Below are 26,131 nucleotides of genomic sequence, written 5' to 3'. Positions count from 1 at the left end.
GGAAAATGCGGCCGTACTGGTACTGTATGCCTATTTTCTTTTATTCTCGGAATCTGGCGGCGGACTTGATGATGTAATAAAAAAAGTGCCGCTGATTAGAACAGCGGCACCATGGAATAAGTTTTGACCGGCACCAAAATGCAAATATGGTGATTGATTTTGGCTGAAAAGGGGTATGGTGTAGGAGAGGGAGCGAATGCACGATTGTCCGATTCTTCATTTTTTACTATAATCAGATCAGATGAAGAATCCCTGAGGAGGGTTTTTGTTGATTACAAAAGCCGTTTTTGCATTGTTTTTCCCTTTTATGCTTGTTGTTCTATTTACTAGAGTCACCTTTAATCATTATGTGGCGATCGCTTTAACAGCTGCATTGCTGTTTGCCTCTTATTTAAAAGGCTATACAGAAACGTATTTTATTGTAGGATTGGATGTTGTGTCTCTTGTGGCTGGCGGACTGTACATGGCCAAAAAAGCTGCAGAGAAAAAAGAAGAATAAATCGGACATAATGAATATAAAGACTGAATACCTGCTTTTACGATTTAAAAGCAGGTTTTTTATACACAAAAACAGCTGGAAATAAAAAACCACCGAACTTTAGTTCGTATTTTTAGTGATTTTGCTTTCCATTGTGTTACTATATCTATAGGAAGATTTCGTTAAAGAAACGGAGGCTTATTTTTGTGAAAGATCGCTTTGAGTTAGTCTCGAAATATCAGCCCCAGGGAGATCAGCCGAAAGCCATTGAAAAGCTTGTGAAAGGAATTCAGGAGGGCAAGAAGCATCAGACTCTGCTGGGTGCGACAGGAACTGGGAAAACATTTACGGTGTCTAATTTGATTAAAGAAGTCAATAAGCCGACTCTCGTGATTGCCCATAACAAAACCCTTGCTGGACAGCTTTACAGTGAGTTCAAGGAATTTTTTCCGAACAATGCTGTCGAGTATTTTGTCAGCTACTATGATTATTATCAGCCGGAGGCGTATGTGCCTCAAACGGATACATTTATAGAGAAAGACGCTAGTATTAATGATGAAATTGATAAACTGAGACACTCCGCCACATCAGCTTTGTTTGAGCGCAGAGATGTCATTATTATTGCGAGTGTGTCTTGTATATACGGCCTCGGTTCGCCTGAGGAATACCGGGAAATGGTCGTGTCACTGCGGACTGAAATGGAAATTGAGCGCAATGAGCTGCTCAGAAAACTTGTAGACATCCAATATGCCCGCAACGATATCGACTTTCAGCGCGGTACATTTCGTGTGCGCGGGGATGTAGTGGAAATCTTTCCGGCATCCCGTGATGAGCATTGTATCAGAGTTGAATTTTTCGGTGACGAAATCGAACGGATTCGGGAAGTGGATGCGCTGACAGGAGAAATTCTCGGCGACCGAGATCATGTTGCGATTTTCCCGGCATCCCACTTCGTAACGCGGGCCGAGAAAATGGAGAAGGCGATTCAAAATATCGAGAAGGAGCTTGAGGAGCAGCTGAAGGTCATGCACGAAAACGGAAAGCTCCTTGAAGCGCAGCGTTTAGAGCAGCGGACAAGATATGATCTTGAAATGATGCGTGAAATGGGTTTCTGCTCCGGCATCGAGAACTATTCAAGACATTTGACTCTGCGGCCTCCAGGTTCAACGCCGTATACGCTTCTTGATTATTTCCCAGACGATTTTATGATCGTGGTGGATGAGTCGCATGTGACAATTCCCCAGGTGCGCGGCATGTTTAACGGAGACCAGGCGCGGAAACAGGTGCTCGTGGATCACGGCTTCCGGCTTCCATCAGCGCTTGATAACCGTCCGCTTCGTTTTGAGGAATTTGAAAAGCATATGCACAATATCGTGTATGTATCAGCAACACCAGGGCCGTACGAGATTGAACATACAGATGAAATGGTCGAACAGATCATTCGTCCGACGGGGCTTCTTGACCCGCTTATTGACGTCCGTCCAATCGAAGGTCAGATTGACGACTTGATCGGCGAAATTCAAGCAAGAATCGAGCGAAATGAACGGGTGCTTGTGACAACTTTGACGAAGAAGATGTCAGAGGATCTGACCGATTATTTAAAGGAAATCGGCATTAAAGTAAACTATCTGCATTCTGAAATCAAGACGCTTGAACGGATTGAAATTATCCGCGACCTGCGCCTTGGCAAGTACGATGTGCTTGTCGGCATCAACCTGCTGAGGGAAGGTTTGGACATTCCCGAAGTATCCCTTGTTGCGATTTTGGATGCGGATAAGGAAGGTTTCCTTCGTTCGGAGCGGTCGCTGATCCAGACCATCGGACGGGCAGCGAGAAATGCGGAAGGCCGCGTCATTATGTACGCCGATAAAATAACGAAGTCTATGGAAATTGCGATTAATGAAACAAAACGCCGCCGCGAGCAGCAGGAGCGGTTTAATGAAGAGCACGGCATTACGCCGAAAACGATAAATAAAGAAATTCGCGATGTCATTCGTGCCACAGTAGCAGCTGAGGATAAAGCGGAATACAAAACAAAAGCCGCGCCGAAGCTGTCGAAAATGACGAAGAAAGAACGCCAGAAAGTCGTTGAACAGATGGAGCATGAAATGAAGGAAGCCGCCAAGGCGCTTGACTTTGAGAGAGCCGCGGAGCTTCGCGATTTACTTTTAGAGCTAAAAGCGGAAGGATGATGAACAAATGGCTATGGATCGGATAGAGGTGAAGGGAGCCAGGGCGCATAACCTGAAAAATATAGATGTAACGATTCCGAGAGATCAGCTTGTCGTTGTCACGGGTTTGTCCGGATCAGGTAAATCCTCCCTTGCCTTTGACACGATATATGCTGAAGGACAGAGACGGTATGTCGAGTCGCTGTCTGCTTATGCCCGCCAGTTTTTAGGGCAAATGGATAAGCCTGATGTGGATGCAATTGAGGGGCTCTCTCCCGCCATCAGCATTGATCAGAAAACAACAAGCCGTAATCCGAGGTCTACTGTCGGTACGGTAACTGAGATTTATGATTATCTGCGTCTTTTATATGCGAGAGTAGGGAAGCCTCATTGTCCGGAGCACGGAATTGAGATTACATCCCAGACCATCGAGCAAATGGTGGACAGAATTCTGGAATACCCGGAACGGACGAAGCTTCAGGTGCTGGCGCCGATTGTCTCGGGCCGAAAAGGCGCTCATGTCAAAGTGCTTGAACAGATTAGAAAACAAGGCTATGTCAGAGTCAGAATTGACGGCGAGATGGCTGAGCTTTCCGACGATATCGAATTAGAAAAGAACAAGAAGCATTCCATTGAGGTAGTCATTGACCGGATTGTGGTGAAAGAAGGCGTGGCAGCCCGGCTGTCTGATTCATTGGAAACGGCGCTCCGTTTAGGTGAAGGACGGGTTATGATCGATGTCATCGGTGAGGAAGAGCTGATGTTCAGCGAGCATCATGCCTGTCCGCACTGCGGATTTTCAATTGGTGAGCTTGAGCCGCGTCTGTTTTCGTTTAACAGTCCGTTCGGGGCGTGTCCGACGTGTGACGGTCTCGGAATGAAGCTTGAAGTGGATGCCGATCTTGTCATTCCCAATCAAGATTTGTCATTGAAGGAGAATGCGGTCGCCCCTTGGACACCGATCAGCTCACAATATTATCCTCAGCTGCTTGAGGCAGTCTGCACCCACTACGGGATTGATATGGATGTGCCGGTCAAAGATTTGCCGAAGCATCAACTGGATAAAGTGCTGTACGGCAGCGGAGATGACCTGATTTATTTCCGATATGAAAATGATTTTGGACAAATCCGCGAAGGTGAAATTCAATTTGAAGGCGTATTGCGCAACATTGAAAGACGCTATAAGGAGACAGGCTCCGATTTCATACGTGAGCAAATGGAGCAGTATATGTCTCAGAAGTCTTGTCCGACGTGCAAAGGCTATCGGTTAAAGAAAGAGGCGCTTGCCGTACTGATTGACGGCCGCCACATTGGAAAAATTACCGAGCTGTCTGTCGCCGACGCACTTGCCTTCTTTAAAGACCTTACCCTTTCTGAGAAGGATATGCAGATCGCCAATTTGATTTTGCGCGAAATTGTGGAGCGCTTAAGCTTTCTGGACAAAGTCGGCCTCGATTACCTGACATTGAGCAGGGCAGCGGGTACATTGTCCGGGGGAGAGGCACAGCGCATCAGGCTGGCGACTCAAATTGGCTCGCGTTTATCCGGTGTGCTTTATATTTTAGATGAGCCGTCTATCGGTCTGCATCAGCGTGATAACGACCGCTTGATCAGCGCTCTGAAAAATATGAGAGACCTCGGGAACACGCTGATTGTTGTCGAACATGATGAGGACACGATGATGGCAGCAGATTATTTAATAGATATTGGACCGGGAGCCGGCATTCACGGCGGACAGGTGATATCTGCGGGTACGCCGGAAGAAGTGATGGAAGATCCAAACTCATTAACGGGCAGCTATTTATCAGGGAAAAAGTTTATCCCATTGCCTCCTGAAAGAAGAAAGCCGGACGGACGTTACATTGAAATTAAAGGTGCTTCAGAAAACAACCTGAAAAAAGTGAATGCCAAGTTCCCGCTTGGGACGTTTACAGCAGTTACAGGTGTTTCCGGTTCAGGAAAGAGTACACTCGTTAATGAAATTTTGCATAAGGCGCTGGCGCAAAAGCTTCATAAAGCGAAAGCGAAGCCCGGCAGCCATAAAGAGATTAAAGGTTTGGATCATTTAGACAAAGTCATTGACATTGACCAGGCGCCAATTGGAAGAACGCCGAGATCCAACCCTGCGACATACACCGGTGTATTTGATGACATTCGTGATGTATTCGCGCAGACAAATGAAGCGAAGGTCCGCGGCTATAAAAAAGGCCGTTTCAGCTTCAACGTGAAGGGCGGACGATGTGAAGCCTGCCGCGGAGACGGGATTATTAAAATTGAAATGCACTTCCTTCCTGACGTATACGTTCCATGCGAGGTGTGTCACGGCAAACGCTATAACCGTGAAACGCTTGAAGTGACGTACAAAGGAAAAAGCATCTCTGATGTGCTTGATATGACGGTTGAAGATGCTCTTTCTTTCTTTGAAAATATCCCGAAAATCAAACGCAAGCTCCAAACCCTTTATGATGTTGGTTTAGGTTATATTACGCTCGGCCAGCCGGCGACGACCTTGTCAGGCGGAGAAGCGCAGCGCGTGAAGCTCGCGTCAGAGCTGCACAAACGCTCGACCGGACGCACGCTCTACATTTTAGATGAGCCAACGACAGGTTTGCATGTCGACGATATCGCCAGGCTTCTTGTCGTGCTACAACGGTTGGTAGACAACGGAGACACTGTACTTGTTATTGAGCACAACCTTGATATCATTAAGACAGCCGATTACATTGTGGATTTGGGCCCGGAAGGCGGAGCCGGGGGCGGAACCATTGTCGCGTCAGGAACGCCTGAGGAAATCACTGAAGTGGAAGAATCATATACAGGCCGTTATTTGAAGCCTGTTATCGAACGTGACAAAACACGCATGAAATCGCTCTTGAAAGCGAAAGAAACAGCTACATCTTAAAACCCTCTGTTAAGAGGGGACAGCTTGTCAGCAAGTCCATCCTTGGGCTTAGCAGGCAAGCTTTTTCTTTACGGCATAATAGGTTTAGAAGTGAACTTACTGTTCAAGCAGGAAACACAGGTACACAACAAGCAGAAGATCTTGGTGCAATTAAAGATGAAATGGATGCGCTTATTGAGGAAGTTGATGGCATTTCAAATCGTACTGAATTCAACGGCAAAAAGTTATTAGATGGTACTGAAACTGATGGTTTCACTTTCCAAATTGGAGCAAATGCTGGCCAGCAGCTTACAGTTAACATTGACAGCATGTCATCAACTGCTTTAGGAGTAAACGCACTTAATGTAACAGATTTTGCTAATACTCCTTTTGATACTCAACTTGAAAGTATTGATACTGCAATCAACAATGTCTCAAACCAACGTGCTAAACTTGGTGCGGTACAAAACCGTCTAGAGCACACAATCAACAACCTTGGTGCTTCTTCTGAAAACTTAACAGCTGCTGAGTCTCGCATCCGTGACGTTGACATGGCGAAAGAAATGAGCGATTTCACAAAGAACAACATTCTTTCTCAAGCTTCTCAAGCGATGCTTGCTCAAGCAAACCAACAGCCGCAAAACGTGCTTCAATTGTTACGTTAATTTTGAACGGCTATCTCTTTCTGATAGTTACAGCTTGCCGACAGAGTCCATTAACTGGATGTGCCGGCAGGCTTTTTTTGTTACAATCATTTTGTGACAGCCAGGGAATCACTTGTTTTTTCAAAACAAAAAAGGCAAGATATTGTCATCTAACCTTTAACTTTGTTTCAGTTATAATGAATGATATGTTTTCCGCAATTACAAAGTCTTCTTATACAGCTGCTTACTTACACTCATTAAATCTTGAACAATATGCGTGTTGCTGCTGTCGAGCAGCACTTTTATATATTGGATATCGTGAGAGATCGGGAAGGGTCCGTGAATCTGCTCAAGCTCGGCGATCATTTCACGATTCATTCTTTTTTGTTCATGAATCAGCTTTAACACTGATTCTTGTGTTACTGTATAGTCACTGGGATCTTTCTCCATTGCTTGTCCAGCCTCCTTGGTTGCCGTAAGCTTTTTACATATTGTAATCGGTATAGCCGGAAGATTCTACTTCTAAAACTTTTTAAAATCCAATTTCCGTAAATCGGAGCATGTCTAAAGAATGAATTTGAAACCTGAAGAGATTTTAAACGTATAAATAAGTAAAACGTCCCTGATCTTTTGTCATGGACAATTCACAATAGGAGTGTGGAATGAATTGAACCGTAATCAAGCTATTATTGCATCACTTTGTTATTTCAGTGTGTTTATTGCGCCAATCATTGTGCCGATTGTCGCTTATTTTGTTGTAAATGAGAAAGAAACAAAACGCCATGCGATACGCTCTCTTATTTCTCACATAGTTCCGTTTGTCGGCTGGCTGTTCCTTTTTATTGCTTTACTTGGCGGAGCCGTTGCGATTGATGGAGACAGCTTGCTTCCTGTATTTGTAATCATCGGGGGAGCGGTTATTTATTTCTTAGTTGTCATTGGCATTATCATTTGGAATGTGATTCAGGGCATTAAGGTCCTGCGTGAAGCATAAGTAGACAATGGGGAGGAGATCGTAATGAAGCAAGAAAAGGAACGAATCCTTAAGCTTGTTGAGGAAGGAAAGCTTACAGCACAAGAAGCTTTGACACTGATTGAAAAGCTTGACAGCGACTACAAGGAAAAAGAAGAGAAAATCACAGCGCTCTCAGTTCACGTTCATGACGAGGAAGAGCCATTTACAACGGCAAAAAAAGAAAGCGGCAAGCCGTCTTTAGGAGCCAAGCTGTTTGACTGGATTGATTCTGCTGTAAAAAAGGTCAAGGAAGTTGACCTTGATTTAAACTTTGGCCATGCGTATGATGTTCAGCACATTTTTCAATTTAAAGATACTGACTTTTCCAGTGTTGAGCTACAAATTGCCAATGGCAGCGTGAATATCGTTCCTTGGGAAGATGACGATATCAGAGCGGAATGCCAGGCGAAGGTATATCGCGCTGATAGCCAGGATGCGGCGAGACACGCATTTCTTCAGCATATTGAATGTGAAATCAAAGGAAATAAGTTTTTTATCCGTACTGAGAAAAAGACGATGAAAACGAATGTCACTTTGTATATTCCTCAGAAGGAGTATGATAAGATTCGAGTGAAGCTGTTTAACGGTCCGGTCAGAGGGGAACATTTACATGTAAAAGAGTTCTCAGCGAAAACGACAAACGGCGTGCTGTCGTTCTCGCACTTAACAGCCGAAAAAGCCATAGCTGAAACGGCCAACGGGCAAATTAAGCTCGCCAGCCACAGCTGCGGAACGATAGAAGCGGAAACCATTAACGGATTGATCGATCTCAGAGGGAAAAGCGAATCCATTGACGTTCAAAGCTTTAACGGAAATATTGCGATTAACGTAACAGAATCAGACTGCCGCTCCATTTATGCAAAAACAACGACTGGAAGTGTGGAGCTTGCGATTCCGGACGATCTCGCAGTGAAGGCAGAGCTGAAAAGCAATCTTGGTTCGCTGTCCCATGAATTAATGGATGTTGAGATGCTGAAGGAAAAAAATGATACCATTCAAAAAGAAATGATGTTCACTTCAAATCAGGCACATGATCAAAACATCACCGTCTTCTCAGAATCACTAACAGGCGCCATCAAACTAAAGTACTCACAGAGGTGATCGAATGAATAAGCTTTATCGCTCAGAAAAAAATAAGAAAATCGCCGGTGTTATCGGAGGTCTCGCGGAATATTTCAATTGGGACGCATCACTCCTCAGAGTCATAACTGTCATCTTAGCCATTATGACAAGTGTCTTGCCGGTTTTGCTCATTTATATCATTTGGATTTTTATCGTCCCGTCAGAAAGGGATATGAAATGACATGGTAAAATGGGCAGTCAGCATTTTAGTCAATGCATTGTTATTAATCGTCATTGATGGATATATTGACTCCATCCATATCAGCAGCATTGGGGCAGCGATTATCGCCAGCCTCATTTTATCGATCTTAAACGTGCTGATTAAACCGCTTTTAATTATCTTTACACTGCCGGTCACCATGGTGACGCTTGGACTCTTCTTGTTTGTGATTAACGCCATCACGCTTATGATGACCGCGTCCATTATGGGTGACAGCTTTCAAATCGACGGCTTCGGCACAGCGATATGGGCATCCGTTATCCTGTCGGTCTTCCATTTGCTGATTCAAAAAGGCATTTTAGAGCCGCTTAGAAAAAAATAAAAAAAGCTGCCCGCAAAGGCAGCTTTTTTACATGTGGTGCTTTTTTTGTTTCGTGCGCTTCTGCGGCGAAAACATTGGCGGAAGAAGGCAAAAGCTCAATGCGGCAAATCCAAGGCCTAGGAGGCTAAAGGACATGGCAGACGGCATCATTGTGAGCAAGTAGGCAGATACCATCGGACCTGCTGCCATGCCTGTATATCGGATAAAGTTAAACATTCCGATTGCACTCCCTCTGTTGTGCTCAAATTCATTAGTAATCATTGTAGAGTACAAGGGAGGAATAACCCCCATCGAGATGCCAAACAGTGCCAGCGTCAGAGCCATGAGAACGAGAGAAACGGAATGTGTAACAGCAAATAAAATGATGCTGCAGGCGGCAATCACATTGCTTCCGATAAACAAGGTGTGCAGCCCGATTTTTGCCTGTATTCTTTTAAACAGAAACGTACCTGCAATCGTGCTCAGCGCCAGCGGCAAATATAACAGTCCTGCTATACCCACATCTATATGGTAATGCTCTGTCAGCAATATTGGGAGGTAGACAATTACTGCAAAATAAATGAAAAAGAGAACAAAACTTAAAGTCAAAATGACGTTCCCTGTTCGATTTGTAAATATTGATTTATAATGAGCGAACACATTGCCTTTGGCTTGCTGCATAGATTCAGTTGGAGAATCTTTAGGAAAGGTGATGCTGTTTGTCACCAGCAAAACGATCGAGATGGCCGCAAGTATCCAAAAAATCCCTTCGTATCCGGCTGCTCCGCCTATGAATCCTCCTAGAACTGGGGCAATAGCCGGTGCGACAGACAGGAGCATTTGATACGTTCCCATTGCACTCCCGCGTTCATTGCCTGTAAACAGCTGTCCGATCGTTGTGGCAGCAATAAGAGGCAGTGCTGCGGAACCGGCTGCCTGTATCATTCTGAATATCAGAAACAAAGTAAAGTCAGTAGTCACCGCACAGCCGATGCTGGCTGCTGCCGTTGCCAGAATACCGGTAATCAAGACGATCCGAGCGCCTTTAAAATCAATGATCGCTCCTAATATAATTTGCATTATTGCTGTCACAATCATAAAAACTGAGACTGACAGGTTCACCATAGCTGTGGAAACATGGAATGATTCTTTAATGATCGGAAGAATAGGTGAATAAATGTTCTGGCTTAAAGATGCAAAAAATGCACTGAAGCAAACAGTGTATAAGATCAATACTGCCTTTGATTTTGTATGAGCCAAAGTGTACACCGCCTTTTTGTTTACTTTACAGGTTTGTCCGGAGTCCCATCGGTTTGTTCTGCTTCAAGTGTTGACGTCAACTGCTCTAGAAACTTCAATACAGCCTTTTGTTCTTCTTGTGAAAATGAATCGAGGAATTGGTAAAAAGCCAGCTCCTTTTTTTTATGCAGTTTCTCATGTAAGTCGAAAATCCGTCTGCCTTTACGGGTTAATTTAAAATAAACTTCTTTTTTGTTATCTGTCAGCTGATAGCTGTTAATGAATTCTTCCTTGATCAGTTTTGTGCTGATTTTCGTTACATTCGCTTTCGATAAGTTCATTTTTCTGGCAATCCCCGCATTGTTAATGGGTTCATGCTGGCCGATGCAGTCAATGACGTGAATGCTTGTCATATTTTTGGGAATTTCAGCTACATCTTCTTCTGCGGCCTCCTTAAAAAATTGCTGAAGTAAAGTGTTCGCTTTTTGTTCATTAAGGTGCAGCAGTCTCACGTATATGTCGTATATCATCTGTTTTGTCAAATCAGACATAGGCTACCTTCTTTCTTAGGAATAATAGTTTACGATGAAACAATAAAACAAATCGTTTACTGGTGAACAATTTTATTTTATCTTTTCTTGTTTTCGTTGTCAATTGTTGGTGTTTAGACTATTTGTTGATATGTCATGCTGAATATGCGTGTAAAAAGTGTGTGGAAAATGTGATGTTTACATTTATTTTCAAATATTTGGGCACAGATCATATTGACGTTTGGAAGGAAAAGGGATAAAATGACTAATGTTTACTAGTAAACATTTATCATGATATGGGTATTGAAAATGATTATTAAAATCTTAAAAAACATTTGGAAACTTTAAGTGATGCCTGCCATTCGTCTTGTTCAGTTGTTCTAGCTATTCCATCTTGTATTTGAGGGTGATGACTTAAAGCGGGATAAGTTTTAGGGGTGAATGAGATGACCGGAATGGTAACGGAAAGAAGGTCTGTGCATTTTATTGCTGAGCCATTAACGGAAAACTGCAGAGAAATATTTGAACGGCGCAGGCATGTTTTGGTGGGGATCAGCCCATTTAACAGCAGGTTTTCAGAGGATTATATTTACAGATTAATTGGATGGGCGAAAGCTCAATTTAAAAGCGTTTCTGTTTTACTTGCGGGGCATGAGGCCGCTAATCTTCTAGAAGCGCTTGGAACTCCGAGAGGAAAGGCTGAACGAAAAGTAAGGAAAGAGGTATCACGAAACAGGAGATTTGCAGAAAGAGCTCTTGTGGCTCATGGCGGGGATCCGAAGGCGATTCATACATTTTCTGATTTTATGGATAACAAAGCCTACCAGCTGTTGAGACAAGAAGTTGAACATGCTTTTTTTGAGCAGCCTCATTTTCGACATGCTTGTTTGGACATGTCTCGTGAAGCGATAATCGGGCGTGCACGGGGCGTCAGTTTGATGATGGAAGAAGTCAGTGAGGATATGCTGAATTTGGCTGTGGAATATGTCATAGCTGAGCTGCCGTTTTTTATCGGAGCTCCGGATATTTTAGAGGTGGAAGAGACGCTCCTTGCTTATCATCGTCCGTGGAAGCTCGGTGAGAAGATCAGTAACCATGAATTTTCTATTTGTATGCGGCCGAATCAAGGGTATCTCATTGTACAGGAAATGGCGCAGATGCTTTCTGAGAAACGGATCACATGTGAAGGATGATAGGGGGAGTAAAACATGAGCCAATCGATTAAATTGTTTAGTGTGCTTTCTGATCAATTTCAAAACAATCCATATGCTTATTTTTCACAACTGCGGGAGGAAGATCCGGTTCATTATGAAGAGTCGATAGACAGTTATTTTATCAGCCGCTATCATGATGTCCGCTATATCCTTCAGCATCCGGATATTTTCACGACGAAATCACTTGTTGAGCGTGCCGAACCAGTAATGCGAGGCCCTGTACTGGCCCAAATGCATGGAAAAGAACACTCTGCCAAAAGAAGAATTGTAGTGAGAAGCTTCATCGGTGACGCACTGGATCATCTGTCTCCATTGATTAAACAAAATGCAGAAAACTTGTTAGCGCCCTATCTTGAAAGAGGGAAAATTGATCTCGTCAATGATTTTGGAAAGACGTTTGCGGTGTGCGTCACGATGGACATGCTCGGGCTGGATAAAAGAGACCATGAAAAAATCTCTGAGTGGCACAGCGGAGTTGCCGATTTTATCACGAGTATCTCTCAATCTCCTGAAGCGCGGGCACATTCGTTATGGTGCAGCGAACAGCTTTCCCAATACTTGATGCCGGTCATTGAAGAACGTCGCGTCAATCCGGGATCAGATTTAATTTCCATCCTATGTACTTCTGAATATGAAGGCATGGCGATGTCGGACAAGGATATACTCGCACTGATTCTTAATGTGCTGTTAGCCGCAACGGAACCGGCTGATAAGACGCTGGCACTGATGATCTACCATTTGCTCAACAATCCTGAGCAGATGAATGATGTTTTGGCTGACCGTTCGTTAGTTCCGAGAGCCATTGCGGAGACATTGCGTTATAAACCGCCGGTTCAGCTGATTCCGCGGCAGCTGTCCCAAGATACAGTGGTCGGCGGTATGGAAATCAAAAAAGATACGATTGTTTTTTGTATGATCGGTGCGGCTAACCGGGACCCTGAAGCATTTGAACAGCCTGACGTGTTTAATATTCATCGGGAAGATCTTGGCATCAAGAGCGCTTTTAGCGGCGCCGCCCGGCATCTCGCTTTCGGATCCGGCATTCATAACTGTGTAGGAGCAGCTTTTGCCAAAACCGAAATCGAAATTGTAGCTAATATTGTGCTGGATAAGATGCGGAATATCAGATTAGAGGAAGATTTTTGTTATGCTGAGTCCGGTCTGTATACACGCGGACCCGTCTCACTTCATATTGTATTTGACAGGGCTTAATAATATGGAAAGGTCTCTCCCGTGCGGGTGAGGCTTTTTTACATATGCTTGATCCACAAGTTAATAAACGCAGTCACTGTTTTCAACTCATCAATTGAAAATTTATTGAAGAGCTGTTTGTATTGCTCCTTTGCTTTTTGATGAAGCCGTTCATGTAACCCCGCCAGTTCTTTGCCGCTTTCAGTTAACGTATAAAAAATTTCTTTTTTGTTGCCCGGCTTTTTTGTCACTGTAATGATGTTATGTTTCAACAAAGCTTGAATTGCTTTTGAAACAGCTGCTTTTGAGATATGTAAGCGGGATGCTAAGAAGCTGTTATTCACATTTTTGCTGGTATGTAAACAGGAAACAATGTGAAGCTGGGTCAATGTCCAGTCTTTTTTGAGGTGGTCGAGATGTTGTGAGGACGGAATCTGCACCTTTTGCCAGACGCGTTTATCTCTTTTTAATGCGAATTGTTGTATAGCTTGAAATAATTCATCATGAATGCTGTTGTTCATCAATTTGCCTCTCTGATTTAATTGTTAACTGGTTAACTATCCTTAGTTTACTGGGGAATAGTGGAATTTTCAAGAGGCAGACGTTTTTTTGTTCTTTATGCACAAAAATGAACTCATAAGCTTCCCTGTTCAGACGCAAAATACATGAAAAGGGAGGTGCTTTGATGAGGAAATACACGGTTATTGCTTCTATATTACTGTCTTTTCTTTCCGTTTTGTCTGGCGGCCATCATGAATCAAAAGCTTTTCCTGTTGTACAGCAGGAACTATTTCAAACGCCTCATTACATACCCTTGCTTGAAAATCCTCCTCAAATTGATGTGAAAGCTGAAATGAGAAACAATCTAATGATTGAGGCTCAAGTTCGCGATAATTCGTATCAAGCATTTTCCGCCTTTCTTTTTTATAAACAAAGTAATGAGCTGGGCTACAAAATGGTGCCGATGGACCCGACCCCCGGAGCGGTCCGCAAGTTTTTGGCACAAATTCCGAAACGTTTGATTTGGAACAGCGAGCTTGAGTATTACATTGTGATGTCGAATGGGAAGCAGCGGGTGGAGTCGGAGATGAAGAAACTGAAGCTTGAAGGATACCAGGCTGACCTTGCCCATATTCCGGAGCTTCTGATCACAGAGCTGGCGGTTGATACGAAGAATATAGGACGTGCAGACGGTTATGAATTTATTGAGATTTTTAATACGACTGACAGAACGATTGATTTTAAAGACTACCATATCCGTTACCGCTACCCAAAAGAAGGGCCTGACTCCGATCTGATTTGGAGACCTGATGAAAGGATCTTGATACCATCCGGCGAAACGTTTGTCGTCTGGCTGAAGCCTGCCGGGCATCCAGAATTGACGTCAGAGGATTTCAATCGTTATTATCAGACACAACTTAAAGAAGGAAAAAATCTCGCGGTGATAGACGAGACAGAGGGTATGGCCAATACGAGGCCGCGGGCCGTTGTGATATCAACGAATACAGGAAAGGACATTTCGGTTGCGCATTATCGGAAACATGCGCTGCGCCGGCTGTCATCAGTGCTTTATAAGTATCCGTTGAACGGAACCGCAGAACTTCTGAACATTTCAATCGGGGAAAAGAATCCATCTCCCGGAACCGTATTACAGGCACAGGTGCCCGAGCAGAAACGAAAAATCAAGCTCGATAAAGAAAAGCCGGTCATTGAGGATTTGACTGACCGCAAGCCTGTTCGCCCTGCTGAAAGCATTGAGCTGCGGGCTGACATACGGGACCGAAGTCTAGTGAAAACAGCGGCCTTTTACTACCGGACGGATGAGAACAAACCGTTTAAGCGAATTCTTGCTGAAAAAGACCGCAACGATAATCTCTACCATTATATTGTGTATTCGCCTGAATTGATCGGGAAGGATCAGCTAGAGTATTATGTGGCGGCCGGGGACGGGATCAATGAAGCGAGAACGCCGGTCAAAATGATTGATATTAAACAAACAAGCAAGTCGCACGGTCTGCGGATGAATATTGAAAACAGAGACACGCTGTCGGGAACTCAATTTCTCAAAGCCACGACAGAAGGGCGAGCTGACCGCATTAAGCTATGGATTGACGGGAAAAAACAAGTGACAGAGCCCGCGATGGAAAAAGAAGTATATTTTGCATTCGATACGAGGAAAACGAACCTTTATTTTAAAAACGCGGTAACGATGGAAGGCAAAGTGCTGAAGGTGTTCGATGATACAACAAATAAATACCGCACCTATTCTGTTCCATTGCCAGAGACACTGCTTCGGAAAGGGAAGCAGCTGCAGCGTATTACAATACGATCGGGTTCGAAGGTGTCTCCGTTTGATACGGCTGAAAACCGTGATGACTTCTTAGTCAAAAACGCCCGATTGGTGTTATCGGATGGAACGGTGATCAGGGATCAGAGGGTGTCCCCTGAGAAGGAACTCTTTATTGGCGATAATCAGCGCTCGAATAAAAGCTGGCAATTTCAGTTCAATCTGCCTGACGGACTGTTTACATCACAGCTGCTGGAGTGGGACACATCAAAGCTTTCTGAAGGCGCTCACCATATTCAAGCAAGCGACGGCAAGGAAAATGTCAGCCTGGTTGTACGGGTAGATAATTCAGGACCTCACATTGAGCCGAATATCACCGAGGGGCAAACGTATAAAGGAAACCTTATCCTGCAGGCGGATATGTATGATAAATGGAGCAAAATTGAGGAAGCGGAAGCGTCTTTAGATGGAGAAAGCATTACACTCCCATATCATACGTCCTCTTCTGATCTTTTGCCGGGAAAACATTCTCTAAAAGTGACAGCAACGGATCTCGCGGGCAATAAAACAGTGATTGAGAGGATATTTAAAACCGAACGAGAGCATCCGGACCAGCCGGAGGTTATAGACAGCGAAGCCGACACGCATAAGGCCAAGCTTTCTGTACGGGTGAAAGATCCGACGAATGATGCCATGGATGTTGGTTTTTATAGGGGATTTCAATATACAGCGCGAAATCATGTGAAAATATTTAAGCACGCGTCACTGACTGAACCGCCGAAAAGCTTTGTGCCGGAAAGTGAGACCCCATTTACGAATAAAGAATTGGAGCGGGTATCTGCTGCTGATGGAAAAACAGTATCGACAGAAAACAAAGAGCTTTTCCCTTATCATCGCTTTGAAGTGACGGTTGATCCATCAATTGATGAGAATGATCTGGCAGAAGCAGTCTGGAAGGGCAGTTCTTTGCCGGGGAGAAAGGTGACGATGTATGCTTGGAATTATCGGACAAACGAATGGCAGCCTGTTGACAGCTTCGTCGCGAAGGATGACAAACCGTTTACGCTGAAAGCGTCTGTGATTGCCGCCGATTTTGTACGGGAGTCGAAAATGAATGTGATTGTACAGGATGAAATTCCTCCTGCGAAGGATATGTACACATTTGTCTGGATGTCTGATACACAGTATTACGCCGAAAGCTATCCGCATATTTTTGATAAACAGACCGAATGGATAAAAGATAATCAAAAGCAGCTCAATATCAAATATGTGTTCCACACGGGTGATATTGTAGATGATTCCGCCGATATCAGACAGTGGAAAAACGCTGATCGGTCAATGTCCGTTCTGGATAAGAGCGGAATACCTTACGGCGTGCTGGCCGGCAACCACGATGTCGGGCATAAGGACGGCTCCTACAGGGTGTTTGGCAAATATTTTGGCAGCGATCGTTTTGATAAAAAATTGCATTATGGCGGTTCCTATAAAAATAACCGCGGACATTATGACCTGATTTCGAGCAACGGCAATGATTATATCATGCTTTACATGGGATGGGGAATAACGGATCAGGACATTGCGTGGATGGATCAGGTGCTGAAGAAGCATCCTGACCGGATGGCCATTTTAGCTTTTCATGAGTATTTGCTGGTCAGCGGAAACAGAAGTCCGATCGGAGAGAAAATATTCAAAGAAATCGTAAAGCCGAACCCGAATGTCGTGATGGTGTTGAGCGGGCATTATCATAGTGCGATGAGAAAAACAGATGAGCTGGATGATGATGGTGATGGGAAGCCGGATCGTCTTGTGCATCAAATGCTGGCCGATTATCAGGGCGGACCAGAAGGCGGTCAAGGGTATTTGCGTTTGCTTCAATTTGACCAGGCCAATGACATGGTACACGTATCGACGTATTCTCCGTATGTAAAGGATAAGAATTACTATGATACGGATACCTATGGCAACAAGGATGAATTTTCCCTTTCGCTTGATTTGAAGCCAAGAATCAAAAAGGTGGAAACCGATTATTTTGAATGTAACGTATATACCAATGAAGAGCTCGGAAAACGGGAGCAAGTGAAGAGCGGGGATACAGCTGAATTCCGCTGGGATCATCTTGAACCGCAGTCTGTTTATTATTGGTACATTATAGTGGAAGACAGTTTTAACGGCAAAACGAAATCACCGATCTGGAAGTTCAAGACGAAAAAAGAAACATATCGTCCGGCACCAGACCAGTTTGATTTTCGCCATGTCTCCAATCCTTAAAAAGGGTTGGAGGCTTTTTTTATGAAAGACGATCCATATAGTGGACAAATGTATAACGGTCGCCTCTGTATACGGATTTTGCATGCTCAAAAGCAGTTCCGTTCTGCAGATATGTCGTTCGTTTAATTAATAGGACAGGCGCTCCCTTTTGAATACCAAGAATATTCGCTTCTTCCATGGTGGCAGCGCTTGGCTCAAGCTCCTGTTTTGCACGGGAAATCGGTATGCTGTTATACCTTTCAATATGATCATAGATCGACGACTGAAAATGCGATTCGTTCAATTCACCCGCAAGCTCAAACGGAATATGTGAGGACTCAATCGCCATTGGAATATCATTTGCCAGCCGCACCCGAGTGATTTTATGGATAGAGGAGGGGTGCCCGCAGCCTAATATAGCCGCGAGCTCCTCAGTTGAATCAATAAGCTGATAATCAATGAGCCTGCTGCCCGGTGTCATCCCGCGGCTTTTCATATCCTCGGTAAAACTTGTCAGCCCTTGAAGTGCTTGTTCCATTTTTGGCTTGCTGACAAAGGTGCCCCGCCCCTTCAGGCGATAGAGCAAGCCTTCATTAACTAAATTAGAAAGCGCCTGGCGAACTGTCATCCGGCTGATCCCGAATTGTTCGGCATATTCGCGCTCAGAAGGAAGAGGCATATCCGGCTGCAGTTCTCCGCTCTTAATTTGGGTTTTTAATTGCTCCATAATCTGATAATAAATCGGAATAGGCGATTGTTTATTGATATTCATAAGTCAGCATGTTCCTTTCAAGGTCTTAATGACGCGGCTTCACGATCAATCAAAACCGTGACATCGGAATGCAGGTGCAAAGCAGATGCGGGAAAATCTTCGCTTATGTTTCCTTCTAACAGCTTACGAACAGCTTCTGCTTTGCTTTTCCCAGAAATAAGCAGCAGAATGCGTTTGCTTGAGAGAATCGTTCGAATTCCCATTGTCAGTGCTTTTTTCGGCACGCTGTCTATGGAAGGAAAATATCTGGCATTCGCTTGGCGGGTTTGCTCATTTAATGTCACAACATGAGTTCGCGACTTGAAAGAGGTTCCCGGTTCGTTAAAGCCGATGTGTCCGTTTCGGCCGATGCCGAGAAGCTGAATGTCAGTGCCGCCGAGGGACTCGACTAGCTGTTCATACCGTCTGCATTCGGCTTCCAAATCGTCTGCATTTCCATTCGGAATAAAATGCCGGCTAGGCTTGCTGTCGATACGCTGAAATAAACGGTCATTCATATAGAAGTGATAGCTGTTCGGGTCATTGCTTGAAAGTCTGGCGTACTCATCCAAATTAACTGTAGTGACGTTTTGAAATGAGAGATTCTCAGTTTGGTGCAGGCGGATCAGCTCGCGATAAGTGCCTTCCGGTGTGCCGCCCGTCGCTAACCCGAGAACGGCATCAGGTTTTTCTTTGATTGTATCTGCCGTTATTCTGGCTGCTTTTTGGCTTAGCTCTTCATACGTTTGACATTCCATTACTTTCATATCTGGTCAGCCTCCTTGGATATAAATGCAATGTTTCCGCGGCAAATGGTGAGAATCACCTCGCAATCACTGCTGACAATCACCAAATCTGCATCTTTTCCCACAGTCACACTGCCTTTTCGGTCAAAGATGCCCAACTGTTTGGCCGCGTTTGCAGAAGTTATATTAGCTATATCCGTCCAAGAGCAATTTGTAAACTCACGCATATGCCGTGCGCCCTCGTTCATTTTGAGGATCGAACCGGCAAGGGTTCCGTCTGAAAGAAGAGCTGTTCGTCCTCTTACCGTCACACTTTGGCCGCCGAACTCATATACGCCGTCTTTCAGTCCTTTTGCCCTCATGGAATCGGTAATTAAAATGAGCTTGCTGCTGCCTTTCGCCAAAAAAGCAAGCTTAGCCGCTAAAGGATGGGAGTGGATGCCATCGGCTATTAGCTCTGTCACAAACCCATCATGGGCCAGCGCCGTTCCGATCACTCCGGGTTCTCGGTGATGAAACGGGCTCATCGCGTTGTACAGATGGGTCATATGGCTCGCCCCTGCTTTTGCGGCATCCGACAGCATTGCGGAATCGGCATCCGTGTGCCCCATGGACGCGATAATCGATTCTTCTTTCAAATGGCGGATCAGTTCAAAATGCTGATCCTCCTCCGGCGCAAGTGTAACAATTTTGATCAGTCCGCCCGCCTCCTGCTGCCACTTTTTGAAAAGCGCAACATCCGAAGGCCTAATCCACTCTTTTGGCTGCGCTCCGGCTCTTTTAGGTGAAACAAAGGGGCCCTCTAAATGAATGCCGAGCAGTTCTGCACCTAATAAAGAGGACTCTTCAGCCGCTTTCCACTCTCTTGCGTTCACCAAAGCTTGAGAAATGTTCCCATGCTCTTGGGTAATCGTTGTGGCTAAAAAGCTCGTCGTGCCTTCTTCGGGAAGTCTTGACGACATGATGTCGAGCGCAGAAAAGCTTGCATCCATCGTATCTGCGCCATAGCCGCCGTGGATATGAATGTCAATCATGCCGGGAAGCAAAACGGAATCCGCAGGTGCTTGAATTTCTTTTGAATATGACTCCTTGGGCAGTTCTGTTGAGACTGTGCTGATTTTTCCGTCATTGATTCCGACATAGCCGTTTTTGATTACTTCATTTTCTGTCACGATCGCAATGTCTTTGATAAGAAGACTCTCTGCCATAGATGATCCGCCTTTCTGGAATTTGAATACCTTTATTTTACTCTTTTTCAGACTAGTGATCTAGACCAGCTGAGGTGTTTTCCCGCCTTTTATAAAATCTGTTTTAGGTTCAAGCCTGAAAGTGATAAAATGAAAGTATTGTGAGCAAGCTCGGGGCAGCCCGGAACAGGAGGAACATATCGTGGCAAAGGTTCGCACAAAAGACGTAATGGAACAGTTCAATTTGGAATTAATCAGCGGAGAAGAAGGAATTAACCGCCCGATTACAATGAGTGACCTATCAAGACCAGGCATTGAAATTGCCGGATATTTTACATATTACCCGAGAGAGCGCGTGCAGCTTCTCGGAAAAACAGAGCTTTCTTTCTTTGAACAGCTTCCTGAAGAGGAGAAAAAACAGCGAATGGATTCTCTGTGCACTGATGTAACACCAGCTATTATTCTTTCTAGAGATATGCCCATCCCGCAGGAGCTGATTGACGCCTCCGAGAAAAATGGGGTGCCTGTCCTCAGATCGCCGCTGAAAACGACAAGACTGTCAAGCCGTTTAACCAACTTCCTTGAGAGCAGGCTGGCGCCTACCACAGCAATTCATGGCGTTCTTGTCGATATATATGGTGTCGGCGTGCTGATCACAGGAAAGAGCGGCGTCGGAAAAAGCGAAACAGCGCTGGAGCTTGTGAAAAGAGGGCATCGCCTTGTTGCCGATGATTGCGTTGAAATTCGGCAGGAGGATCAGGATACCCTTGTCGGAAACGCTCCGGAATTAATTGAGCATCTCCTTGAAATCAGGGGGCTTGGCATTATCAACGTGATGACGCTGTTTGGCGCCGGCGCGGTCAGAAGCAATAAACGAATCACGATTGTCATGAATCTTGAACTTTGGGAGCAGGGCAAGCAATACGACCGGCTCGGACTTGAGGAAGAGACCATGAAAATCATTGATACAGAAATCACAAAACTGACGATTCCCGTCCGTCCAGGCCGAAATCTTGCAGTTATCATCGAAGTGGCAGCAATGAACTTCAGATTGAAGCGGATGGGGCTGAATGCCGCTGAACAATTCACCAACAAGCTGGCGGACGTCATTGAAGACGGTGAACAAGAAGAATAGGAGTTGGCGTTAAATGAATGAAGCGATAGAACCACTCAATCCGATAGCATTTCAGCTGGGGCCGTTAGCCGTCCATTGGTACGGAATCATTATCGGTCTCGGCGCTTTGCTCGGGCTGTGGATTGCGATGAGGGAAAGTGAAAAACGGGGGCTGCAGAAAGATACGTTTATTGATCTTGTCCTGTTTGCCATTCCGATTGCGATTATTTGCGCGCGAATTTATTACGTTGCCTTTGAATGGGACTATTATGCGGCACATCCGGGAGAAATCATTAAGATTTGGAAGGGCGGCATTGCCATTCATGGCGGATTAATCGGCGCCATTTTAACGGGATATGTGTTTTCGAGAGTGAAAAACCTTTCGTTCTGGAAGCTTGCAGATATTGCCGCGCCCAGCATTTTGCTCGGCCAGGCGATCGGCCGCTGGGGGAACTTCATGAATCAGGAAGCGCACGGCGAGGCTGTCAGCAGAGCCTTTTTAGAAAACCTGCACCTGCCTGAATTTATCATCAATCAAATGTATATCAATGGGCAATATTATCATCCTACTTTTTTATATGAATCACTATGGAGCTTTGTCGGCGTCATTGTTTTACTGCTGCTGCGCAGAGCGAATTTGCGTAGAGGCGAGATGTTCTTGATCTATATCATTTGGTATTCAATCGGAAGATACTTTATTGAAGGAATGCGGACTGACAGCTTAATGCTGACTGATTCACTTCGCATCGCTCAGGTGATTTCAATCGTATTGATTGTTTTGGCTGTGGCAGCCATCATCTTCAGACGCGTCAAGGGATACTCGAAGGAGCGGTACGCGGAGTAGACGTCAACAAAGGGGGATGAGGGATGAAGAAGATCTTTCTGGCCGGTCTTGCGGCAGGTCTTCAAACAACATGGACACTCGGTAAAGTGATTTTCCCGGTAACGCTATTGGTCACTTTGCTTCAGCATACGCCTGTCATGGATTGGCTTGTACGGCTGATCACACCGGTAATGGGTCTCTTCGGGCTTTCCGGTGAAGCGGCCATTCCGCTTGTACTGGGAAATATGCTGAATCTGTATGCGGGAATTGCCGGGATTTTAACATTGGATTTATCTGTGAAAGAAGTCTTTATTTTAGCTGTTATGCTTTCATTCTGTCATAACTTGATTATTGAATCGACAGTTGCCGCAAAGGTTGGCATCAGAATTGGCGTCATATTGGCCGTGCGCATCGGTTTAGCAGCTGTGTCAGCCATCGTCATCAACCTCATTTGGCATGGCGGACAGGAAACTGCGCAGTATGGTTTTATTGCTGCGAAGAGCGCGGCGCCAGACAGCTGGCTGGCGATGCTGGCAGAAGCCTTAACGAAAGCCGGACTTGGTGTTTTGCAGCTGGCGGCAATTGTCATACCGCTGATGATCATCATCCAGTTTTTAAGAGATTTAGGCTGGCTGCATCGGTTCTCCAGGTGGCTGTCTCCGTTTACGCAGCTGCTTGGCATGAATAAAAATACGTCTATGACGATGGTGGCGGGACTGACGATTGGTCTGGCCTACGGAGCGGGTGTCATGATCAAAGCTGTCGAGGATGACGGCGTGAGCAAGCGGGATATGACATTGGCATTTATATTTCTCGTTGCCTGCCACGCGGTCGTGGAAGATACACTTGTCTTTATTCCGCTCGGCATACCAGTCTGGCCGCTTCTTTTGATTCGTGTCACCACAGCAGTTCTGCTGACAATGGCTATTGCGCACACGTGGAAAAAATGGAAACCCTCAGCGGTTGGAAAGGAAGCAATATGAGTGACAAACAAGTAACGACGATTCTGTTTGATTTAGACGGAACGCTTATTAATACGAATGAATTAATTATCGCGTCCTTTTTGCATACACTGGAGCATTATTATCCGAGCAAGTATAAACGAGAAGATGTCCTTGCATTTATCGGGCCGTCTCTTTTTGAAACGTTCTCTTCGATGGACCCTGATAAATGCGAGGATATGATCGCTATGTACAGAGCGTACAATCATGACATGCATGATTCACTCGTGACTGAATATGAAACGGTATATGAGACCCTGGATGCATTAAAAAAAGCCGGCTTTACATTAGGAATTGTGACAACAAAATTAAGAGATACTGTCAATATGGGCCTCAAGCTCACGGGAATCGGCGAATTCTTTGAAACAGTTGTCACCCTTGATGATGTGACAAATGCAAAGCCTGATCCCGAGCCTGTGCTGTTAGCGCTGAAACAGTTAGGAAGCAAGCCCGAGGAAGCCATTATGGTCGGAGATAATTACCACGATGTGCTGGCAGGCAAAAACGCCGGTACAAAAACGGCAGGAGTCGCATGGACGATTAAAGGGCCGGAAATGCTGGCGAAGCATGAGCCGGATTTTATGCTTGAGAAAATGAGTGATCTATTACAAATCGTTGGAGTGAAGTAATCTGTGAGAAAAACAGATCGTCATCCGGTCTCGGGAGCCAACTCACTGTGGCATGTCTATCAAACGGTACCTTTTTTAAAGGTCGTCAAAAATTTCATTGTCATTCAAATTGCGAGATACACGCCGTTTATAGGGATGAAAAACTGGCTGTACCGTACATTTCTGCGGATGAAGGTTGGAAAACAGACATCCTTTGCCCTCATGGTGATGCCAGATATCATGTTTCCGGAAAAGATCTCAGTCGGAACAAATACAATCATTGGGTACAATACGACCATTCTGGCCCATGAGTATTTGATTCACGAATACCGGATCGGCAAAGTTCTGATCGGAGACGAAGTGATGATTGGTGCCAACACGACCATTCTGCCCGGGGTGAAAATAGGAGATGGCGCAGTTGTGTCCGCCGGAACGCTTGTCCATAAGGATGTGCCTGACGGGGCATTTGTCGGCGGAAATCCGATGAGGATCATCTATACGAAGGAAGAAATGCAAGAAAGATTGAAAAAGTCCGCTGAATAACATCAGCGGACTTTTTTGGTTAAAATTGAGTGTTGTTGTTTTCGTAAATATGCTGAACACCAATCCATTTTTGACCGACATTAGAGTAGCGTGTATTTGTCATTCTGACCGTGCTTGTTTTGCTGTCCGTCCGGAATATCGCTTCCTTCATGTTTGTGATGGTGCACTTGTCGATGATCACATCAACGTGGAAGGTTGAACCACCAAGCTGTCTAATGAACTTCCCGCCATTGTCCGCCGTGAAATTTTTCACTGTGAAGGTACTGGCTTTATTGATTTGGAATATCTTATCTGACGCTTTTTGAGCAGAACCGCCGTCGATCGTCACTTTTCCTTCCTTCTTCACCGTTAACGCATCCTCACCAACATCTTCCCATTTCACATTCTGAATGTTAACGTTTCCATAAGTGTGCACGCCATCAGCTGCAGGTGCACCAAGCACCACATTTTTCAGGGTTGCTCCATCCTCCACACGAAAAACAGGGTCTTGGTTTTCTGACTGGCTTCCGTCACCTAATTCTTTCCCTGCCACAAACCGCTGTCCTTTCCCGTCATATGTTGTATTTTTTGGTACGATAATTGTTTCGTGCACCACTTTGTCAGCTGCAAAAACGGTTGATGGCTGAAACTGGCTGAAACCCATAACCAAACCGAACATAAATAGGATAGACACGATTTTTTTCAATGATAAATCCTCCTCGGATATCTTTCATTTTTTGCAAGAGAAGCGTCAGCGACTTGCACCGGCTTCTCTCACATAGATCGGGGCAAGGCTGAATCTGCTTTAATCATAAAAACAGATAGCCTGAAAGTAAAGACAATTCTGGATGATAAATGGAAAATGAATCGATCTTACCGATTGAAACAAAAAGCATGAATATTGTCGTATTTGCTCAGGATAGAGCATAGTGAGGCTTCAGGTGTTTACTTTTGAATAACTACGGCCTGGCTGCCCATTTGTTTCCACGCTTTTTCAAAGCTTGTTCTATCGGTTTTTCTGTTTTTATAGCCATACGGATCATTGAGATACACATATTTATCATCATATCCCGTAACGGCGACGCTGTGTTCGCTGTACGTAATCTCTATCGTTCCGTTTGGCGTTTTCCATGTCTGCATGTTGTCAACTGGCGTAAAGTTGGCTGTCGTAATAACCCAAACTGGATTGCCTTTTTCAAGCTGTTCATAAACAGCAGAAATGCTTTTTCCAGTCAGATCGGACACTTTGTCTCCCGCATAGGTTTTCGCCAGCTGATAGATCGGTCGATGGTAGACACCGAGACCAGGGCCATTCGCCATATCCCCGACAAATCCGTCATTCGGATCACCCTTTAATCCGCTGCTGTATGTCAAAGGCACTGTGGCAACCTGATTTGCCAGGGTGTTTTTTGTCACGTCGTATCCTGCGTAATTCAGCACCATCGCAAGGCTTGTTACTTCACAGCCGTTATAGAGCCGGGGTGCGTCCATTTGATTGTAAAGGATGACATCCAGCGGTTTTGCGCTTCCCTTCAGCTCCTTTTTGCTATTCGCAGCTGAGTCTGTATCGCTATCAGAAACCACTTTTTTAAGGCTGTTCAAAAAAGGAATATCTATATCTTTTGCATCTATTTTAAGTCCGAAAAAAATAACGCCTGAAAGAATCATCAGGACACATAGAGTTCGCAGTGTTTTCATCTTTATCTCCTTGTTCTCTATTTGATTTGTATTATAGCATGCCAAACATAAAGAATTTGAGATATTACGTACCTTTAATACATTGTTCATGATTTTTTCATAATGAGGAGAAGGATATTTGAACTAAAAAAATCCTTACTG

At 44.7% G+C, this 26,131-nt stretch carries 24 protein-coding genes and 1 pseudogene; 16 read left to right on the top strand and 9 right to left on the bottom strand.

The annotated features are described in order from the left end of the window. Positions 1-268: 268 nt before the first annotated feature. The 4 genes and pseudogenes from MHH82_RS33700 to MHH82_RS33685 all read left to right on the top strand — a co-directional run. On the top strand, positions 269-499 hold the full coding sequence (locus tag MHH82_RS33700; RefSeq protein WP_003228053.1) for a CsbA family protein: 231 nt from the start codon (positions 269-271) through the stop codon (positions 497-499). A gap of 185 nt (positions 500-684) precedes the next feature. Further along, positions 685-2,670 (top strand): excinuclease ABC subunit UvrB, encoded by a 1,986-nt coding sequence (gene uvrB, locus MHH82_RS33695; RefSeq protein WP_003228054.1) that lies wholly within the window; start codon positions 685-687, stop codon positions 2,668-2,670. A gap of 7 nt (positions 2,671-2,677) precedes the next feature. Continuing rightward, the gene (uvrA, locus tag MHH82_RS33690; protein WP_003228057.1) at positions 2,678-5,551 is read left to right on the top strand and encodes an excinuclease ABC subunit UvrA; all 2,874 of its coding nucleotides are present in this window, start codon (positions 2,678-2,680) and stop codon (positions 5,549-5,551) included. Between the two features lie 92 nt (positions 5,552-5,643). Then, positions 5,644-6,195 (top strand): annotated as a pseudogene (locus tag MHH82_RS33685) (flagellin); the annotation flags it as partial. A 198-nt stretch (positions 6,196-6,393) separates the two neighbouring features. Here the strand turns inward: MHH82_RS33685 and MHH82_RS33680 are convergent. Continuing rightward, on the bottom strand, positions 6,394-6,624 hold the full coding sequence (locus tag MHH82_RS33680) for a hypothetical protein (protein ID WP_003235419.1): 231 nt from the start codon (positions 6,622-6,624) through the stop codon (positions 6,394-6,396). Between the two features lie 217 nt (positions 6,625-6,841). Between MHH82_RS33680 and yvlA the strand changes: the two genes are divergently transcribed. Genes yvlA through MHH82_RS33660 form a run of 4 tightly spaced genes read left to right on the top strand, consistent with a single transcriptional unit; the run spans position 6,842 to position 8,853 of the window. Next, positions 6,842-7,168: a protein YvlA gene (gene yvlA / locus MHH82_RS33675; RefSeq protein ID WP_032726939.1), complete on the top strand. Its 327-nt coding sequence runs from the start codon at positions 6,842-6,844 to the stop codon at positions 7,166-7,168. 24 nt (positions 7,169-7,192) lie between these two features. Next, complete coding sequence (locus MHH82_RS33670) at positions 7,193-8,290, top strand: DUF4097 family beta strand repeat-containing protein (protein ID WP_014478112.1); 1,098 nt, start codon at positions 7,193-7,195, stop codon at positions 8,288-8,290. A 4-nt stretch (positions 8,291-8,294) separates the two neighbouring features. After that, the gene (locus MHH82_RS33665; protein WP_003228065.1) at positions 8,295-8,492 is read left to right on the top strand and encodes a PspC domain-containing protein; all 198 of its coding nucleotides are present in this window, start codon (positions 8,295-8,297) and stop codon (positions 8,490-8,492) included. Position 8,493: 1 nt separating this feature from the next. After that, the gene (locus MHH82_RS33660; RefSeq protein ID WP_003228066.1) at positions 8,494-8,853 is read left to right on the top strand and encodes a phage holin family protein; all 360 of its coding nucleotides are present in this window, start codon (positions 8,494-8,496) and stop codon (positions 8,851-8,853) included. A gap of 27 nt (positions 8,854-8,880) precedes the next feature. Here MHH82_RS33660 and MHH82_RS33655 read toward each other — a convergent pair whose 3' ends face one another. Both MHH82_RS33655 and pchR read right to left on the bottom strand, forming a co-directional pair. Next, positions 8,881-10,092, bottom strand: a complete 1,212-nt coding sequence (locus tag MHH82_RS33655) for an MFS transporter (protein ID WP_003228068.1) — start codon at positions 10,090-10,092, stop codon at positions 8,881-8,883. A 20-nt stretch (positions 10,093-10,112) separates the two neighbouring features. After that, entirely contained in the window at positions 10,113-10,622 is a 510-nt protein-coding gene (gene pchR, locus MHH82_RS33650) for a pulcherriminic acid biosynthesis transcriptional regulator PchR (protein ID WP_041850480.1), read from the bottom strand. Positions 10,623-11,047: 425 nt separating this feature from the next. Between pchR and pchC the strand changes: the two genes are divergently transcribed. After that, positions 11,048-11,794 (top strand): cyclo(L-leucyl-L-leucyl) synthase, encoded by a 747-nt coding sequence (pchC, locus tag MHH82_RS33645; RefSeq protein WP_021480699.1) that lies wholly within the window; start codon positions 11,048-11,050, stop codon positions 11,792-11,794. A 15-nt stretch (positions 11,795-11,809) separates the two neighbouring features. Then, the gene (cypX, locus tag MHH82_RS33640) at positions 11,810-13,027 is read left to right on the top strand and encodes a pulcherriminic acid synthase (protein WP_021480698.1); all 1,218 of its coding nucleotides are present in this window, start codon (positions 11,810-11,812) and stop codon (positions 13,025-13,027) included. A 38-nt stretch (positions 13,028-13,065) separates the two neighbouring features. On the opposite strand, the gene MHH82_RS33635 is transcribed toward cypX, so the two are convergent. Further along, the gene (locus MHH82_RS33635; RefSeq protein ID WP_072175110.1) at positions 13,066-13,527 is read right to left on the bottom strand and encodes a MarR family transcriptional regulator; all 462 of its coding nucleotides are present in this window, start codon (positions 13,525-13,527) and stop codon (positions 13,066-13,068) included. 164 nt (positions 13,528-13,691) lie between these two features. On the opposite strand from MHH82_RS33635, the gene MHH82_RS33630 reads away from it, so the two are divergent. Beyond that, on the top strand, positions 13,692-17,561 hold the full coding sequence (locus MHH82_RS33630; protein ID WP_072175109.1) for a metallophosphoesterase: 3,870 nt from the start codon (positions 13,692-13,694) through the stop codon (positions 17,559-17,561). A gap of 19 nt (positions 17,562-17,580) precedes the next feature. Here the strand turns inward: MHH82_RS33630 and nagR are convergent, their stop codons facing one another. From nagR to nagA, 3 genes are read right to left on the bottom strand one after another with little or no spacing between them, the layout of a single operon-like run. Continuing rightward, a complete protein-coding gene (nagR, locus tag MHH82_RS33625) occupies positions 17,581-18,312 on the bottom strand; it encodes an N-acetylglucosamine utilization transcriptional regulator NagR (protein ID WP_072175108.1) in 732 nt (243 codons plus the stop codon). Between the two features lie 17 nt (positions 18,313-18,329). Next, positions 18,330-19,058 carry a glucosamine-6-phosphate deaminase gene (gene nagB, locus MHH82_RS33620; RefSeq protein ID WP_064671535.1) on the bottom strand — a complete coding sequence of 243 codons (729 nt, stop codon included), beginning with the start codon at positions 19,056-19,058 and terminating at the stop codon, positions 18,330-18,332. Beyond that, positions 19,055-20,245: an N-acetylglucosamine-6-phosphate deacetylase gene (nagA, locus tag MHH82_RS33615; RefSeq protein WP_072175107.1), complete on the bottom strand. Its 1,191-nt coding sequence runs from the start codon at positions 20,243-20,245 to the stop codon at positions 19,055-19,057. Before nagA ends, nagB begins: the two co-directional genes overlap by 4 nt. Before the next feature lie 181 nt (positions 20,246-20,426). On the opposite strand from nagA, the gene hprK reads away from it, so the two are divergent. Genes hprK through hprF form a run of 5 tightly spaced genes read left to right on the top strand, consistent with a single transcriptional unit; the run spans position 20,427 to position 24,313 of the window. Then, on the top strand, positions 20,427-21,359 hold the full coding sequence (gene hprK, locus MHH82_RS33610) for an HPr(Ser) kinase/phosphatase (protein WP_003228097.1): 933 nt from the start codon (positions 20,427-20,429) through the stop codon (positions 21,357-21,359). A gap of 13 nt (positions 21,360-21,372) precedes the next feature. Then, positions 21,373-22,182, top strand: coding sequence for a prolipoprotein diacylglyceryl transferase (gene lgt / locus MHH82_RS33605; RefSeq protein WP_003242661.1), 810 nt, complete (start codon positions 21,373-21,375; stop codon positions 22,180-22,182). 23 nt (positions 22,183-22,205) lie between these two features. Further along, on the top strand, positions 22,206-23,144 hold the full coding sequence (locus MHH82_RS33600) for a nucleoside recognition domain-containing protein (protein WP_071577323.1): 939 nt from the start codon (positions 22,206-22,208) through the stop codon (positions 23,142-23,144). Next, a complete protein-coding gene (ppaX, locus tag MHH82_RS33595) occupies positions 23,141-23,791 on the top strand; it encodes a pyrophosphatase PpaX (protein ID WP_014481021.1) in 651 nt (216 codons plus the stop codon). The genes MHH82_RS33600 and ppaX overlap by 4 nt, the downstream gene beginning before the upstream one ends. A 3-nt stretch (positions 23,792-23,794) precedes the next feature. Beyond that, positions 23,795-24,313, top strand: a complete 519-nt coding sequence (gene hprF / locus MHH82_RS33590; RefSeq protein WP_003244270.1) for a heptaprenylglyceryl phosphate O-acetyltransferase — start codon at positions 23,795-23,797, stop codon at positions 24,311-24,313. Positions 24,314-24,332: 19 nt separating this feature from the next. On the opposite strand, the gene pelC is transcribed toward hprF, so the two are convergent. Together pelC and MHH82_RS33580 are read right to left on the bottom strand one after the other, a co-directional pair. Next, entirely contained in the window at positions 24,333-24,998 is a 666-nt protein-coding gene (gene pelC / locus MHH82_RS33585) for a pectate/pectin lyase PelC (RefSeq protein ID WP_003242578.1), read from the bottom strand. A gap of 239 nt (positions 24,999-25,237) precedes the next feature. Further along, positions 25,238-25,990 (bottom strand): C39 family peptidase, encoded by a 753-nt coding sequence (locus tag MHH82_RS33580; protein WP_015483750.1) that lies wholly within the window; start codon positions 25,988-25,990, stop codon positions 25,238-25,240. Between the last annotated feature and the right edge of the window lie 141 nt (positions 25,991-26,131).

The sequence above is a fragment of the Bacillus sp. FSL K6-6540 genome, from assembly GCF_038007545.1.
This window is presented reverse-complemented; position numbering and strand designations above follow the sequence as displayed.